12 protein-coding genes are annotated in these 14,104 nt (G+C 68.4%); 4 read left to right on the forward strand and 8 right to left on the reverse strand.

Annotated elements, in window-relative coordinates; all coding sequences use genetic code 11:
- Window position 1 precedes the first annotated feature (1 nt).
- From bioC to bioB, 4 genes are all read right to left on the reverse strand, one after another.
- Window positions 2-799 carry a malonyl-ACP O-methyltransferase BioC gene (bioC, locus tag H610_RS0102220; protein WP_028238157.1) on the reverse strand — a complete coding sequence of 266 codons (798 nt, stop codon included), beginning with the start codon at window positions 797-799 and terminating at the stop codon, window positions 2-4.
- Window positions 792-1,517, reverse strand: coding sequence for an alpha/beta fold hydrolase (locus H610_RS0102225; protein ID WP_028238158.1), 726 nt, complete (start codon window positions 1,515-1,517; stop codon window positions 792-794). Before H610_RS0102225 ends, bioC begins: the two co-directional genes overlap by 8 nt.
- On the reverse strand, window positions 1,510-2,688 hold the full coding sequence (gene bioF / locus H610_RS0102230) for an 8-amino-7-oxononanoate synthase (RefSeq protein WP_028238159.1): 1,179 nt from the start codon (window positions 2,686-2,688) through the stop codon (window positions 1,510-1,512). The genes H610_RS0102225 and bioF overlap by 8 nt, the downstream gene beginning before the upstream one ends.
- 87 nt (window positions 2,689-2,775) lie before the next feature.
- Window positions 2,776-3,831 carry a biotin synthase BioB gene (bioB, locus tag H610_RS0102235; protein WP_028238160.1) on the reverse strand — a complete coding sequence of 352 codons (1,056 nt, stop codon included), beginning with the start codon at window positions 3,829-3,831 and terminating at the stop codon, window positions 2,776-2,778.
- A gap of 149 nt (window positions 3,832-3,980) precedes the next feature.
- Here bioB and H610_RS0102240 point away from each other — a divergent pair, with 149 nt between their 5' ends.
- Together H610_RS0102240 and H610_RS0102245 are read left to right on the forward strand one after the other, a co-directional pair.
- On the forward strand, window positions 3,981-4,688 hold the full coding sequence (locus tag H610_RS0102240; RefSeq protein WP_028238161.1) for a ComF family protein: 708 nt from the start codon (window positions 3,981-3,983) through the stop codon (window positions 4,686-4,688).
- Window positions 4,689-4,739: 51 nt separating this feature from the next.
- Complete coding sequence (locus H610_RS0102245) at window positions 4,740-5,717, forward strand: serine/threonine protein kinase (protein WP_028238162.1); 978 nt, start codon at window positions 4,740-4,742, stop codon at window positions 5,715-5,717.
- A gap of 106 nt (window positions 5,718-5,823) precedes the next feature.
- Here H610_RS0102245 and H610_RS23105 read toward each other — a convergent pair whose 3' ends face one another.
- The 4 genes from H610_RS23105 to fni all read right to left on the reverse strand — a co-directional run bounded on the left by H610_RS23105 (window position 5,824) and on the right by fni (window position 10,239).
- A complete protein-coding gene (locus H610_RS23105) occupies window positions 5,824-6,741 on the reverse strand; it encodes a 23S rRNA (adenine(2030)-N(6))-methyltransferase RlmJ (RefSeq protein ID WP_051231434.1) in 918 nt (305 codons plus the stop codon).
- Window positions 6,742-6,851: 110 nt separating this feature from the next.
- A complete protein-coding gene (locus H610_RS24720; protein WP_084166352.1) occupies window positions 6,852-7,511 on the reverse strand; it encodes a DUF2931 family protein in 660 nt (219 codons plus the stop codon).
- The gene (locus H610_RS0102255; protein WP_028238163.1) at window positions 7,511-9,067 is read right to left on the reverse strand and encodes a phospholipase effector Tle1 domain-containing protein; all 1,557 of its coding nucleotides are present in this window, start codon (window positions 9,065-9,067) and stop codon (window positions 7,511-7,513) included. The genes H610_RS24720 and H610_RS0102255 overlap by 1 nt, the downstream gene beginning before the upstream one ends.
- A gap of 122 nt (window positions 9,068-9,189) precedes the next feature.
- Window positions 9,190-10,239: a type 2 isopentenyl-diphosphate Delta-isomerase gene (gene fni, locus H610_RS0102260; protein WP_028238164.1), complete on the reverse strand. Its 1,050-nt coding sequence runs from the start codon at window positions 10,237-10,239 to the stop codon at window positions 9,190-9,192.
- A gap of 187 nt (window positions 10,240-10,426) precedes the next feature.
- Between fni and H610_RS0102265 the strand changes: the two genes are divergently transcribed.
- Window positions 10,427-12,229 (forward strand): acyl-CoA dehydrogenase, encoded by a 1,803-nt coding sequence (locus H610_RS0102265; protein WP_028238165.1) that lies wholly within the window; start codon window positions 10,427-10,429, stop codon window positions 12,227-12,229.
- Window positions 12,230-12,355: 126 nt separating this feature from the next.
- Window positions 12,356-14,101 (forward strand): potassium/proton antiporter, encoded by a 1,746-nt coding sequence (locus tag H610_RS0102270; RefSeq protein ID WP_028238166.1) that lies wholly within the window; start codon window positions 12,356-12,358, stop codon window positions 14,099-14,101.
- Window positions 14,102-14,104: the final 3 nt, after the last annotated feature.

A 14,104-nucleotide genomic window follows, 5' to 3' on the forward strand; every position in this document is an offset into this window, starting at 1 on the left:
CTCAGTGCTCCCGCTGCAGCACGCCGTAGACCACCTGGTAGGTGGCCGGCAGCCCGGCCGGCGTGCGGAATGCTTCGTAGGCCTCGAGCAGCGCGCGCAGCCGCGCCCGGCCGGTGAGGCCGCCGGGCCGGCCCGGGTTGAGGTTGTGCGCGCCGAGCGCCTTGAGTTCGTGGGTCAGCTGGCGCAGGTCGGAGAAGTGCAGCACCTCGGCCTCGAGCGCCAGCTGGCGCACCGCCAGCCCGCTTCCCTCGCACAGTTCGCGGTACGTCTCGAACGGGCGGAAGCGGTTGACGTGGGCGAAGCCGTCAACCGCCTGCCAGCTGTCGCGCAGCTCCTGCAGCGTGCCGGCGGCCAGGCTGCTGAAGGCGAACAGGCCGCCCGGCTGCAGTGTGCGGCGCGCCTCGGCGAGCACCGCGGCGAAGTCCGCGCACCACTGCACGGCCAGGCTGGAAAAGATCAGCTCCAGGCAACCGTCGCGCAGCGGCAGGCGCTCGGCGTCGCCGGCGGCGAAACTCCGCGCGCCGCCGAGCGGCCGGGCGTGGCGCAGCATGCCTTCGGCGATGTCCAGCGCCAGCCCGTCGGCGGCGGGAAAGCGCGCGGCTAGCGCACGGGCGAAATGCCCGGTGCCGGAGCCAAGGTCCAGCCAGCGAGATGGCGCCGGGTCGGCCGGCAGCCGCGCGAGCAGGCCCTCGCCGACCCGGCGCTGCAGACCGGCCACCGCGTCGTAGCTCGCGGCGGCACGGGAAAAGGAGGCCGCGACCTGGCGCTTGTCGGGCAGCACGGCGGCTGTCTCAGCCATCTTCGCCCTCGCGCAGGAAGGCCAGCAGCGTCGCCGCCACATCGTCCGGACGCTCCAGCGGCAGGCCGTGGCTCGCACCGTCGAGCACCGCCACCTCGGCATCCGGCACCAGGGCGAGCAGCGCCTCGGCGGCGGCCACCGGCACCAGCGCGTCGCAGCCGGCGAACAGGTGCAGCTGCGGGCCACGGAAGTCGGCGAGGGCCGGGCGCACGTCCAGTTGCGCGAGCAGCTGCAGGCCGGCGTCCAGCGCGGCCGGCGGCTGCCCGGCGAAGGTCACCTGCAGCTGTCGGGCCAGCGTGCGCGGGTCGTAGCCGCCGCGGCTGGTGAGCATGGAAAAGCGCTTGAGGGTCTCCTCGGCGTCGAGCCGGAAGGCCTGGTGGAAGGTGTCGAAGACCTCGGCGGGCATCGCCGTCGGCCAGTCCTCGCGGGCGCGGAACACCGGGTTGCTGGCCAGGGCGATCAGCCCGCGGCAGCGTTCGGCACGACGCGCGGCGAGTTCGGCGGCGAGCATGCCGCCGAGCGACCAGCCGGCCAGCCAGGCGTCGTCAGGCAGCCGGCGATCGAGTTCGTCGAGCCAGGCGGCGGGATCCGCCTGGTCCGGCAGCGGCAGGACTTCCACCGCCAGGTGAGGCGCCTGTTCGGCCAGCGCATCGCCCAGCGGCTGCAGCGCCGCCGGGCCGAACGCCCAGCCGGACAACAGGATCAGACGGTCACGCATGCGGGGCTTCCTCGCTCAGTCGGGACCAGCATTCGGCCAGCGATTCCAGCAGTCGTTCCAGCTGCGCGTCGGTGTGCGCAGCACTGAGGGTGACACGCAGGCGGGCGCTGCCGGCCGGCACGGTCGGCGGGCGGATGGCGCCGACCAGGATGCCTTTGCTGCGCAGCAGCGCCGAAAGGCGCAGGGCACGGGCGCTGTCGCCGACCAGGATCGGCTGGATCGGCGTCGGGCTGTCCATCAGCGTCAGGCCGATTTCCTCGGCGCCCCGGCGGAAGCGCGCGATCAGCCGGTTCAGATGCTCGCGGCGCCAGTGCTCGCGGCGCAGCAACTCCAGCGCCTTCAGCGTGGCGCAGGCGACCGCCGGCGGCTGGCTGGTGGTGTAGATGTAGGGCCGGGCGAACTGGATCAGCGTCTCCATCAGCGCGTCGCTGCCGGCGACGAAGGCACCGGCCGTGCCGAAGGCCTTGCCCAGGGTGCCGACCAGCACCGGCACCGCATCGATGCCGAGGCCGAAGTGCTCGACGATGCCGCCACCGCTGGCGCCCAGCGGGCCGAAGCCATGGGCGTCGTCCACCATCACCCAGGCGTCGCGGGCCTTCGCGGTGGCGCACAGGGCAGGCAGGTCGGCCAGATCGCCGTCCATGCTGAACACCCCGTCGGTCACCACCAGGGTGTTGCCGACCGCCCTGTCCAGCCGCTTGGCCAGGCTCATCGCGTCGTTGTGCAGGTAGCGCGAGAAGCGCGCACCGGACAGCAGCCCGGCATCGAGCAGCGAGGCATGATTGAGGCGGTCTTCCAGCACGCTGTCGCCCTGCCCCACCAGCGCGGTGACCGCCGCCAGGTTGGCCATGTAGCCGGTGGAAAACAGCAGCGCCCGCGGCCGTCCGGTGAAGTCGGCGAGCGCCTCCTCCAGTTCGTGGTGCGGCGTGAGGTGGCCGATCACCAGGTGCGAGGCACCGCCGCCGACGCCCCAGCGCTCGGCGCCCCGGCGCAACGCGGCGATCACCTCGGGGTGATTGGCCAGGCCGAGATAGTCGTTGGAACAGAACGCCAGCAGCCGCTCGCCGTCGACCACCACCTCCGGCCCCTGCGGTGTCTCGAGCAGCGGGCGCTGGCGGTAGAGGTGTTCGGCACGGCGGGCGGCGAGGCGGGATTGCAGGTCGAAGGGCATAGAGACTCGATAAAAGCGGCTTGAGGCTTGAGGCTGGACGCAGGCGCTCTCTCGTCCAGCCTTCAGCCTCTAGCCTTCCGCGGCTTTTTATAGCGCAGCGTTATAGAACAGCTGCGAATCGCGCTGCTCGACCAGTGCCTGCTCGATAGCCGCCTGGTGCACCTCGTCGTCGTGCTCCTCGCGGGCCTCCGGCTGGATGCCCAGGCGCTTGAACAACAGCATGTCCTTGTCCGCCTGCGGGTTGCCGGTGGTCAGCAGCTTCTCGCCGTAGAAGATCGAGTTGGCGCCGGCGAAGAAGGCCAGCGCCTGCATCTGCTCGTTCATCTGCTCGCGGCCGGCCGAAAGGCGCACGTGGGATTTGGGCATCATGATCCTGGCCACGGCCAGCATGCGGATGAAGTCGAACGGATCGACGTCCTGCTCCTCGGCCAGCGGCGTGCCCTTGACCTTGACCAGCATGTTGATCGGCACCGATTCCGGGTGCTCGGGCAGGTTGGCCAGCTGGATCAGCAGGCCGGCGCGGTCGTCCAGCGACTCGCCCATGCCGAGGATGCCGCCGGAGCAGATCTTCATCCCGGCGTCGCGCACGTAGGCCAGCGTCTGCAGGCGCTCGGCGTAGGTGCGGGTGGTGATGATGTTGCCGTAGAACTCCGGCGAGGTGTCGAGGTTGTGGTTGTAGTAGTCGAGCCCGGCCTCGGCCAGCGCACGGGTCTGGCCCTCGGTCAGCCGGCCGAGGGTCATGCAGGTCTCCAGGCCCAGCGCCTTGACGCCCTCGACCATCTTCAGCACGTAGGGCATGTCCTTGTCGGACGGGTGCTTCCAGGCCGCGCCCATGCAGAAGCGGGTCGAGCCGATGGCCTTGGCGTCGGCAGCGGCCTTGAGCACCTTCTCCACCTCCATCAGCTTTTCCTTGTCCAGCCCGGTGTTGTAGTGGCCGGACTGCGGGCAGTACTTGCAGTCTTCCGGGCAGGCGCCGGTCTTGATCGACAGCAGCGTCGAGACCTGCACGCGGTTGGGATCGAAATGCCCGCGGTGGACGGTCTGCGCCTGGAACAGCAGGTCGTTGAACGGCAGCTCGAACAGCGCCCTGACTTCCGGAAGGCTCCAGTCGTGACGCAGTGCGGGAGTTTGGGTGGCGCTCATGGGCGTTCCTTGTAATACAGTGGCGGCCGCTGCATCGAACGCGGGCCGTGTCAGGGAAGGCATCGCGGCGGCGCCAGCGCGGCGCCGACAGGGGTGATGCAGCGAATGGTTAGCCAACGCCCCTGCGCTGTCAACCTGGAACGGATGCCATGGTTTACAATTGGTTATTTAATGAACAATCGTGTCTCTTGTGCGATGGTCCGGCCGAAGTCGGCGCCTCGCTGTGCACCGGCTGCGAAAGCGAGCTGCCCTGGCTGACCGGCCAGTGCGCGGTCTGCGCCCTGCCACTGCCCACCAGCGGGCTGGTCTGCGGCGCCTGCCTGAAGCGTCCACCGGCCTTCGAGCGGGTCGAGGCGCCATGGCGCTTCGCCTTCCCGGTCGACACCCTCATCCACCGCTTCAAGCACCAGGCGCGCTGGCCGCTGGGCCGGCTGATGGCCGAATGTCAGGCGCGGCACCTGGCGCACGCCTTCGACGAAGGCCTGCCGGTGCCCCAAGCATTGCTGCCGGTGCCGCTGGCGACCCGGCGGCTGCGCCAGCGCGGCTTCAACCAGGCCGGGCTGCTGGCCGACTGGCTGTCGAAGGCGCTCGGCATTCCCGTCCGGCCCGGCCTGCTGCGGCGCGTGCAGGACACCCCGGCCCAGCAGGGCCTGGACGCCCGGGCGCGGCGACGCAACCTGCGCGGCGCCTTCGCCCTCGCCGAGGGGGCCGACGTGTACGGCCAGCACCTTGCCCTGGTCGACGACGTGGTCACCACCGGCGCCACCGCCGAGGCCCTGGCGCGCCTGCTCAGGCGCGCCGGCGCGGCCAGGGTCGACGTCTACTGTCTGGCGCGCACGCCGAGACCCGGCGATTAGCGGCTGCGCCGCGAGGGTTCTACACTGTGCCTCCAACCTGCGGAGCGCACCATGTCCCACCCGTTCGAAAACCTCACGCCCGACCTCGTGCTCGATGCCGTGGAAAGCCTCGGCTATCTCAGCGACGCACGCGTTCTGGCGCTCAACAGTTACGAAAACCGGGTGTACCAGGTGGGCCTCGAGGACGAGGCGCCGCTGATCGCCAAGTTCTACCGGCCGGATCGCTGGAGTGACGCGGCGATCCGCGAGGAGCACGCCTTCACCCTCGAACTCGCCGAACACGAGGTGCCGGTGGTGGCGCCTCTGGCGCGCGACGGCGAAACCCTGTTCGAGTACGCCGGCTTTCGCTTCGCGCTGTTCCCGCGCCGCGGCGGCCGCTCGCCGGAGCCGGGCAATCTCGATCAGCTCTACGCGCTCGGCCAGTTGCTCGGGCGCATGCACGCGGTCGGCGCGACCCGGCCGTTCCAGCATCGCGAGACGCTGACGGTCGCCGGCTTCGGCCATGCCTCGTTGCAGACGTTGCTCGAGGGCAACTTCATTCCGCGCAGCCTGCTGCCGGCCTACGAGTCGGTGGCGCGCGACCTGCTCGCCCGCCTCGACCGCCTGTTCGCCGCCACCCCGGCGCCGAGCATCCGCCTGCATGGCGACTGCCACCCGGGCAACATCCTGCACCGCGACGAGGCCTACCACCTGGTCGACCTGGACGACTGCCGCATGGGACCGCCGGTACAGGACCTGTGGATGATGCTGGCCGGCGAGCGCCACGAACGGTTGTCGCAGCTCGCCGAGCTGATGGACGGCTACCGCGAGTTCAACGACTTCGATTCGCGCCAGCTGCCGCTGATCGAGGGCCTGCGCTCGCTGCGGCTGATCCACTACAGCGCCTGGCTCGCCCGCCGCTGGGACGACCCGGCCTTCCCGCCGAGCTTCCCCTGGTTCGGCAGCGAGCGCTACTGGGGCGATCAGGTCCTGACCCTGCGCGAGCAGATCGCCGCGCTCGACGAAGAGCCGCTGAAGCTGTTCGGGTGAGGCCCCCCGAACCGCTGCCTCGGCAGAGGGCGGGATCACATCAGGCGTGGGCCTGAAACAGCAGCCGACGCCGATGCTCAGCGGCCCGGGTACGGCTACGACGGCCTCAGGACCGCTTCGGCTTACCGCGTTTCTGGCCCGGCACCGGGCCGGGCTTGTTCTCCACCGGCTTGGCCGTGGGCGCGGCCTGCTCCTCGATCAGCCAGTCGAGCTGCCAGCCGCCGGCGCTCTGAGCGAGTTGCGTGGCCAGCCAGGGCAGCAGTTCGCGCAACTCGTCTTCCAGCCCCCACGGCGGATTGGCGATGGCCAGGCCCGAGCCGTTGAGGCGCTCCGGATCGTCGGTGGGATGCACGTAGAGTTCGGCCTGCAGCAGCTTCGGCGCGCCGCTGCCGGCCAGCGCCTGGTGGAAGCGCCTGAGCTGGCGGCTGGCCTTGACCGGATACCAGATGATGGCGACCGTCTGGCGCATGCGCCCAAGCGCTTCCTTCAAGGCTTCGACGCAGCGCGCCAGCTCGTCGGCCTGCTCGAACGGCGGATCGATCAGCAGCACCACGCGCTTCTCGGCGGTTGGCATCAGCGCTCGCGGCACGTGCCAGCCCTCGCCGAGGTGCACGGCGAGGCGCGGGTCGTCCGCCATGTTGGCCTTGAGCAGCCGGCCGTCCTCGGGGTGCTTCTCGTTGAGCTGCAGGCGGTCCTGCGGCCGTGTCAGGCGGCGCGCCAGCTCCGGAGAACCGGGGTAATAGCGCAGCCGGCCGTCGGGGTTCAGCGCGCGCACAACGTCCAGGTAGCCGGTCAAGGCCGCCGGCACCTGCGGCAGGTTCCACAGCCGGCCGATGCCCTGCTCCCATTCGCCAGTGCGGCTGGCCTGCTCGCCGGCCAGGTCATAGAGCCCGACCCCGGCATGGCTGTCGAGGTAGGCCAGCGGCGCCTCCTTGCGCGACAGCAGCGCGAGGACACGCGACAACACCAGGTGCTTGAGGACGTCGGCATGGTTGCCGGCATGGAAGGCGTGGCGGTAGTTCATCGAGGGCTCCAGGCTGGGCGCGCAGTGTAACGGTAGCCGTGGCGCCGGTCAGGAGGGAGGAGACGGCGCAAGCCGATCATCCGACGATCGCCAACGAGGCGCGTCCGTGCCTACCAACTGCCGTAGGGAATGCCGTAGCGTTCGATGTAGCGTTTGGCCTTTTCGCTTGGCTGATAGCCATAGCGGCCTTCGTTGCGTCCAAGATCGGGGCCAAGCGGCTCGATCTCAGCTTGTGCACGCGCGACCCTGACTGGCCGATAGCATTGGTTCCAGACCCACACCTGGACGATACCGCCAGGGGCCAAGCCCAAGCTCACCGTCGCCCTGTATGGCGATGGCAACGTTGGAGTCTCTGAGCATCGGAAGCTAATGGACTGGCGCATGAGTTGCCTGGCGTGTTCCGGAATCTCGACCCAGGCCCGATATGTTTCGGGTTCGACAATGGATTGCCAACGAACGTATATGCGTTGAGGAAGGTCCGCGCCAACGACTGCCACTCCATCTCCACCTACTCCGTCCCAGCCCCGGGCAACCTCTCCGTCCCGATCGGTCTCTGCGCCTGCGGCACGTCCTCTGCTTATGCGACGAACGAGGAGCCCGTTGATGTCGACGACTGCGCTGTCTTCAACCCAAACGGTCATGAAGTTGGGCTCTGTAAAACCTAGTGACCACCATCGAGCATGCGGGTCCTGCTGACCTGAAAGCGGGTCGCCACTTTGGCAGCCGTATAACAGCAGAACGACAAAAGATGCGGCAATCGCTTTTGTCATTACCATCCCCTCGAAGACGCATGCGGATGCAATACCCGCTGAGCATCACTCGCTGGAGCATTGATGAAGGTGAGGGCCAAGCCGGTGCGCGGAGTGTTTCCTCGCAACCTGGCCGGTGGATTCCAGTTGGCAGACATGTGGATATAGGTCCGTAGCAAGACCGCGTCTTCTTTAGGCAAAACCTCATAGTCCCCTTTTTCGAAACGTTCACTTAGCGGAGCCAACTCGGCAGGCAGGTGAAAATCCGAAATATCGGGAATGTCCATGAAACGGACTCCAGCCGCCCTGGCCAGCGCATACATCACCCTCAGATATACGCGTGACAGCTCGCCACGCACCGGCCTGGTCAACTGCAAAGCGGCATAGACCCGCTTTCGAGGCGGGGCCATGAGGTCGTCCGAAGGCGGCTCGAGCGACTGCGGCTCAGGCGTGACGATCGTCAGCATTTCGGCGGGCCAGCCCTGGGTGATCCAGCGGTCCCTGGCCTGTGCCGCGTCCCGGTAAATTGAAGTGGCTTCGACGGGCAGACCGAGCGGCACGTCCAGCGCCTGCATGGGGCTCACCAGAACCCGCTCGTTCACCAGTGGCAGATAACCACCGCCAATATCGGAATGCGCACCCGGGAGAACGATCTCGGTATGCTCCGGCGCCACGCTGTTGAGCGCGAAGTTCGCCCGATACTCGTCGCGCGCCACCAGATGCACGACCTTGCCGAACAGGTTCCGAGGGAGCTGCAGCCGCAGCCCCGCGGCCACCGCGCTGCGCACGTTACCCAGGTTGCTCATCCCGCCGGTGGAGGCCACCGTGTCGAACAGGCCGATGAATCCCATGTGCACGTCCCGCTGGTAGCCATCGACGAACAGCCGACTGAAGGCGGGCCTGGCCGTGGCGATGGCAATACCAAGAGGCCCGGCCCCGCCAAGCGCTACCAGGTTGGCAAAGTGCCGCGCGGCTGCGGCTCCGCGGCTAAACCCGAAAGCATCGAAGGTCAGCGATACGATTTCGCAGTCAGGGTTATCGCCACGGAAACGATTGAGAAGGCCGCCGATATCGGTGAACGCTCGCTGCACGCATTGCACGACGCCCGTTTCGCCCCGCCCCATGGCCATGCCGAGCAGCCTGTCCGCTTCGCCCGTGGTCGTACCGATTCCTTCTATGTAGAGCACCCGGTAGCCATGCTGGAAATCGCCGCTCCCCTCGGGACGACGAGGCGCATGGTAGAGCTCGCTCAGCTTCTTGATGTTGGTGACGTCGTTGCCGTAGCTGCTGTCCGGATCGGACATGTACGGCTTGCAACTGATTTCCAGGTCGCGCGGCTCGATCGGATGCTGGGCCCCGCAACGCAGGCCTAGTGCCGAGTTGCCGGCATTGTTGAGCGTGCCGTCGAAGAACACGCCAATGCGCAGCGCGACCTGGGTCTTGCGCGCTACCGGCGCGGGGTTGCCGGCGTGGCGCTCGTATTCCGCCCAGAGCGCCTGATGCGGGCTGGGCGTCGGCACGTCCCTGAGTTTCGCCTCGCGCTCGGCCTTGGGTAGGTTGGGCACATATCCACTCATATCCCTGAGTCCTCGTCTTGCGACACATCCTGTGCCGGAGCGAGACCATGCCGCACACGCACGCCCCAGGCAAATGGCGAAGGCGGAAAATTTGCGCCGGGTCACCCACCCGGCCGTGTGACTCAGGTCTCGTCCGTTGTCGACGAACCCACCAGCGGCGCCCGCGCCAGCGCCGCGAGGTCCGCCGAGCCGGTGCAGAAGCAGGCCACACGCAACTGCTGGATCAGCACCTGGAAGTGCGTCACCACCGCCTCGCTGCTTTCCACCGCGCAGCCCAGCACGCCGGCCGCCTGGCCCACCAGGTCGGCGCCGAGGCGGATCGCCCTGGCCGCGTCCAGGCCGTCGCGGATGCCGCCGGAGGCGATCAATGGCGTGTCCGGGCAGGCTGCTCTGACCTCGCGGATCGCCTGCGCGGTGGGAATGCCCCAGCCGACGAAGGCCAGCGCCACCGCGCGCTGCTGCGGGTCGGCGGCGCGCTCGGCCTCCACCGCTGCCCAACTGGTGCCGCCGGCGCCGGCCACGTCGAGCACCGCCACGCCGGCCTCGACCAGCCGCCGGGCGATGTCCCCCGACAGCCCGGCGCCGACTTCCTTGGCGACCAGCGGCACCTGCAGCTGTCGGGCCAGCCGCTCCAGCGCCTTCAGCACGCCGCGCCAGTCGTGGTCGCCACCGTGCTGAACCGCCTCCTGCAGCGGATTGAAGTGGATCACCAGCGCGTCCGCGCCGATCATCTCCACCGCCCGGCGCGCCTGTTCGAGACCATAGCCGGCAGCCAGCTGGGCGGCGCCGAAGTTGGCCAGCAGCGGAATGGTCGGCGCCAACCGCCGCAGCTCGGTGGTCAGGCCCTGGTCGGCGCCACTTTCCAGCGCCACCCGCTGCGAGCCGACCGCCAGGCCGATGCCGAGCGCCTCGGCTGCCTCGGCGAGGTGGTGATTGATGCGCCGGGCGCGCTCGGCGCCACCGGTCATGGCGCTGATCAGCAGCGGCGCCGCCAGTCGCTTGCCGACCAGCGAGGCAGACAGGTCGATACGCTCCAGGCGCAGCTCCGGCGCCGCGCAGTGGGCGAACCTGACTGCCTCCAGCCCCGTGTCCACCTGGCGGTGCGCCCGCGTGGGGTCCAGCACGATGTCCAGGTGGTCGTCCTTGCGTCGTGACAGCGAATCGTCGCGCATACCGAACTCCTCCGTCGCACGGCCGACCCGGCGACACCGGGTACGCAGGATTGGACAGGCACTGGCATGCAGGTTCGCCCGCTGGCCGCCCGGAGGCGTGTTGACCCTTCATCAGCGGGATGGATGGAGCTAGGCAGCCGAAAAGCCGGCTCCTTAGACTCGGGAGACAAGAAACGGAGGCTCCCCCATGTCCGAGACCCTGCTCAGCTCGCGCAACCTGGCGTTCGAGCTCTACGAAGTGCTGGACGCCGAGGCGCTGACCCAGCGTCCGCGCTACGCCGACCACAACCGCGAGACCTTCGACGCCGCGCTATCCACCGCGCGCAGCATCGCCGAGAAGTTCTACACCCCGCACAACCGCAAGGCCGACGAGAACGAGCCGGTCTACAAGGACGGTGAAGCCATCCTCATCCCCGAGGTCAAGCCCGCGGTCGACGCCTTCATCGAGGCCGGCTTCCTCAATGCTTCGCGCAGCTTCGAGGACGGCGGCATGCAGCTGCCGAACCTGCTGGCGCGGGCCTGCTTCGCGCACTTCCAGGCGGCCAACGTCGGCACCTCCTCCTACGCCATGCTGTCGATGGGCGCCTCGCACCTGATCGAGGCGTTCGGCAGCGAGGAGCAGAAGCGGCGCTTCCTGCAGCCGATGATCGAGGGCCGCTTCTTCGGCACCATGGCGCTGACCGAGCCGCACGCCGGCTCCTCGCTGTCGGACCTGCGCACCCGCGCCGAGCCGGCCGGGGACGGCAGCTACCGCCTCAAGGGCAACAAGATCTTCATCTCCGGCGGCGACCACCCGCTGTCGGAGAACATCGTGCACATGGTGCTGGCCAAGCTGCCGGACGCCCCGCCGGGGGTGAAGGGCATCAGCCTGTTCATCGTGCCCAAGTTCCTGGTCAACGACGACGGCAGCCTGGGCCCGCGCAACGACGTGCTGCTGGCCGGGCTGTTCCACAAGATGGGCTGGCGCGGCACCACCTCCACGGCGCTGAACTTCGGCGACAACGGCCAGTGCGTCGGCTACCTCGTCGGCGAGCCGCACAAGGGCCTGTCGTACATGTTCCAGATGATGAACGACGCGCGTATCGGCGTCGGCATGGGCGCGATCATGCTCGGCTACGCCGGCTACCTCTATTCGCTCGAATATGCCCGCGAACGCCCGCAGGGCCGCCTGCCGGACGGCAAGGACCCGAGCTCGGCCCAGGTGCCGATCGTCCAGCACACCGACGTCAAGCGCATGCTGCTGACGCAGAAGGCCTACGTCGAAGGCGCCTTCGACCTCGGCCTGTATGCCGCGCGCCTGGTGGACGACCAGCGCACCGCCGAGGACGAGGAAACCCGGCAGAACGCCCACGAACTGCTCGACCTGCTGACCCCGATCGTCAAGTCCTGGCCCTCGGAGTTCTGCCTCAAGGCCAACGAACTGGCCATCCAGGTGCTCGGCGGCCACGGCTACACCCGCGAATACCCGGTGGAGCAGTACTACCGCGACAACCGCCTGAACCCGATCCACGAAGGCACCCATGGCATCCAGTCGCTCGACCTGCTCGGCCGCAAGCTGACGCAGAACGGCGGCCGCGGCCTGCGCCATTTGCTGGCGCTGATCCAGGACAGCTGCCGCCAGGCCCGCGAGTTCGATTCGCTGACGGCGCTGCGCGAGCCGCTGGAAGCGCTGCTGGCCCGGCTGGTGCCGATCAGCCAGGGTCTGCTCGGCGATCTGGCGGCCGGCAAGGTCAACCTGGCGCTGGCCAACTCGGCGCTCTACCTCAAGGTGTTCGGCCACACGGTGATCGGCTGGCGCTGGCTGGAACAGGCGATCCGCGCAGCACAGGGGCTGGCGCGCGGCAATCCGGCCGATGCGGCCTTCTACAGGGGCAAGCTGCAGGCCGCGCGCTTCTTCCTGACCTGGGAGGTACCGGGCTGCCACCACGAACTGGACCTGCTGGAACGCCGCGACGCCACCGCTCTGGAGATGCAGGAAGACTGGTTCTGACGGGTTGACCGACGACGCGCGAACCACGCGGCGTTGTTTTGACAGCCCGTCAAACCCTCGGGTTAGAATCCCTGCTGGCACACCCCCTGCATACGGCAGGGTTTTCCTTCCAGCGGGAGAGCTCATTTGGACGTCAGCAACATCAACCAACTGTTTCTGATCGGTGGTTTGCTGGTTGCCATGAGCATCCTCATGAGTTCGCTCTCGACCCGCCTCGGCGTGCCGATCCTGGTCATCTTTCTCGGCGTCGGCATGCTCGCCGGGGTGGACGGTATCGGGGGCATCGTCTTCGAGGACTATCGCCTCGCCTTCCTCATCAGCAACCTGGCGCTGGCGATCATCCTGCTCGACGGCGGCATGCGCACGCGCAAGGCCACCTTCCGGGTCGCGCTCTGGCCCTCCATGTCGCTGGCCACCCTCGGCGTGGCCATCACCGCCGGCCTCACCGGCGTGGCCGCCGCCTGGCTGTTCGACCTGCGCCTGATCGAGGGCCTGCTGATCGGCGCCATCGTCGGCTCCACCGACGCCGCGGTGGTGTTCAACCTGCTCAACGGCAAGGGCCTCAACGAGCGGGTCGGGCCAACCCTGGAAATCGAATCGGGCAGCAACGACCCGATGGCCATGTTCCTCACCGTCACTCTGATCGGCATGATCGCCTCCGGTGAAACCAGCTTCAGCTGGACGGTGCTGGTCAGCCTGATCCAGCAGTTCGGCATCGGCATCGTGCTCGGCCTCGGCGGCGGCTGGCTGCTGCTGCAATTGATCAACCGGCTGTCGGTGGCCGACGGCCTCTATCCGCTGCTGGCGGTCAGCGGCGGCATCATGATCTACGCGTTCTCGGGCGCGGTCGGCGGCAGCGGCATCATTGCCGTCTACGTCTGCGGCCTGCTGCTGGGCAACCGGCCAATCCGCAACCGCCACGGCATCCTGCACATGTTCGACGGCCTGGCCTGGCTCAGCCAGATCGGCATGTTCCTCGTTCTCGGCCTGCTGCTGACGCCCAGTGAGCTGCTGCCGATCGCGGTCCCCGCGCTGCTGCTGTCGCTGTGGATGATCCTCTTCGCGCGGCCGATCTCGGTGTTCGTCGGTCTGCTGCCGTTCAGGAGCTTCAATCTGCGCGAGCGTCTTTTCATTTCCTGGATCGGCCTGCGCGGCGCGGTCCCGGTGATCCTCGCGGTGTTCCCGCTGGTCGCCGGCCTGGATCATGCGCAGCTGTTCTTCAACGTAGCCTTCTTCATCGTCCTGGTGTCGCTTCTGCTGCAGGGCACCACCCTCACCTGGGCGGCCAAGAAGGCCAAGGTCGAGGTCCCGCCCGCCCCCTCACCGATTTCCCGCACCGGGATACAGATCCACACCACCAGCCAGTGGGAACTGTTCATTTACAAGCTAAGCCCCGGCAACTGGTGCATCGGCGCGGCGCTGCGCGAGTTGCGCATGCCCGAAGGCACGCGCATCGCCGCCGTGTTTCGCGGCAAGGAACTGCTGCACCCCTCCGGCAGCACGCGGCTGAAGGTCGGCGACATCCTCTGCGTCATCGGCCACGAGTACGACCTGCCGGCACTCGGCAGGCTGTTCAGCCAGGCCCCCGGACGCGCCCAGGACCTGCGCTTCTTCGGTGATTTCATCCTGGAAGCGGAAGCCGATCTCGGCGCCATCGCCGCGCTCTACGGACTCAAGCTCGGCGACGTCAGCGGCGAGCAGACGCTCGGCACCTTCATCACCGAGCGCCTCGGCGGGCGACCGGTGGTCGGCGATCAGGTGGACTGGAACGGGCTGACCTGGACGGTGGCGACCATGGAGGAAGGCCAGGTCCGCAAGGTCGGCCTGAAGTTCCCCGACGGCCAGAAACCGGGCCCGTCGCTGATGTTCTAGCCG

It is taken from the genome of Stutzerimonas azotifigens DSM 17556, assembly GCF_000425625.1.
GTDB lineage: Bacteria > Pseudomonadota > Gammaproteobacteria > Pseudomonadales > Pseudomonadaceae > Stutzerimonas > Stutzerimonas azotifigens.

Bases quoted from the DNA above. Each gene is read 5' to 3' on its own strand.
- H610_RS0102245 (WP_028238162.1), top strand. From the start codon at position 4,740: ATGTCCCACCCGTTCGAAAACCTCACGCCCGACCTCGTGCTCGATGCC.
- H610_RS23105 (WP_051231434.1), bottom strand. From the start codon at position 6,741: ATGAACTACCGCCACGCCTTCCATGCCGGCAACCATGCCGACGTCCTC.
- H610_RS0102265 (WP_028238165.1), top strand. From the start codon at position 10,427: ATGTCCGAGACCCTGCTCAGCTCGCGCAACCTGGCGTTCGAGCTCTAC.
- bioB (WP_028238160.1), bottom strand. From the start codon at position 3,831: ATGAGCGCCACCCAAACTCCCGCACTGCGTCACGACTGGAGCCTTCCG.
- H610_RS0102240 (WP_028238161.1), top strand. From the start codon at position 3,981: ATGGTTTACAATTGGTTATTTAATGAACAATCGTGTCTCTTGTGCGAT.
- bioF (WP_028238159.1), bottom strand. From the start codon at position 2,688: ATGCCCTTCGACCTGCAATCCCGCCTCGCCGCCCGCCGTGCCGAACAC.
- fni (WP_028238164.1), bottom strand. From the start codon at position 10,239: ATGCGCGACGATTCGCTGTCACGACGCAAGGACGACCACCTGGACATC.
- bioC (WP_028238157.1), bottom strand. From the start codon at position 799: ATGGCTGAGACAGCCGCCGTGCTGCCCGACAAGCGCCAGGTCGCGGCC.
- H610_RS0102225 (WP_028238158.1), bottom strand. From the start codon at position 1,517: ATGCGTGACCGTCTGATCCTGTTGTCCGGCTGGGCGTTCGGCCCGGCG.
- H610_RS24720 (WP_084166352.1), bottom strand. From the start codon at position 7,511: ATGACAAAAGCGATTGCCGCATCTTTTGTCGTTCTGCTGTTATACGGC.
- H610_RS0102255 (WP_028238163.1), bottom strand. From the start codon at position 9,067: ATGAGTGGATATGTGCCCAACCTACCCAAGGCCGAGCGCGAGGCGAAA.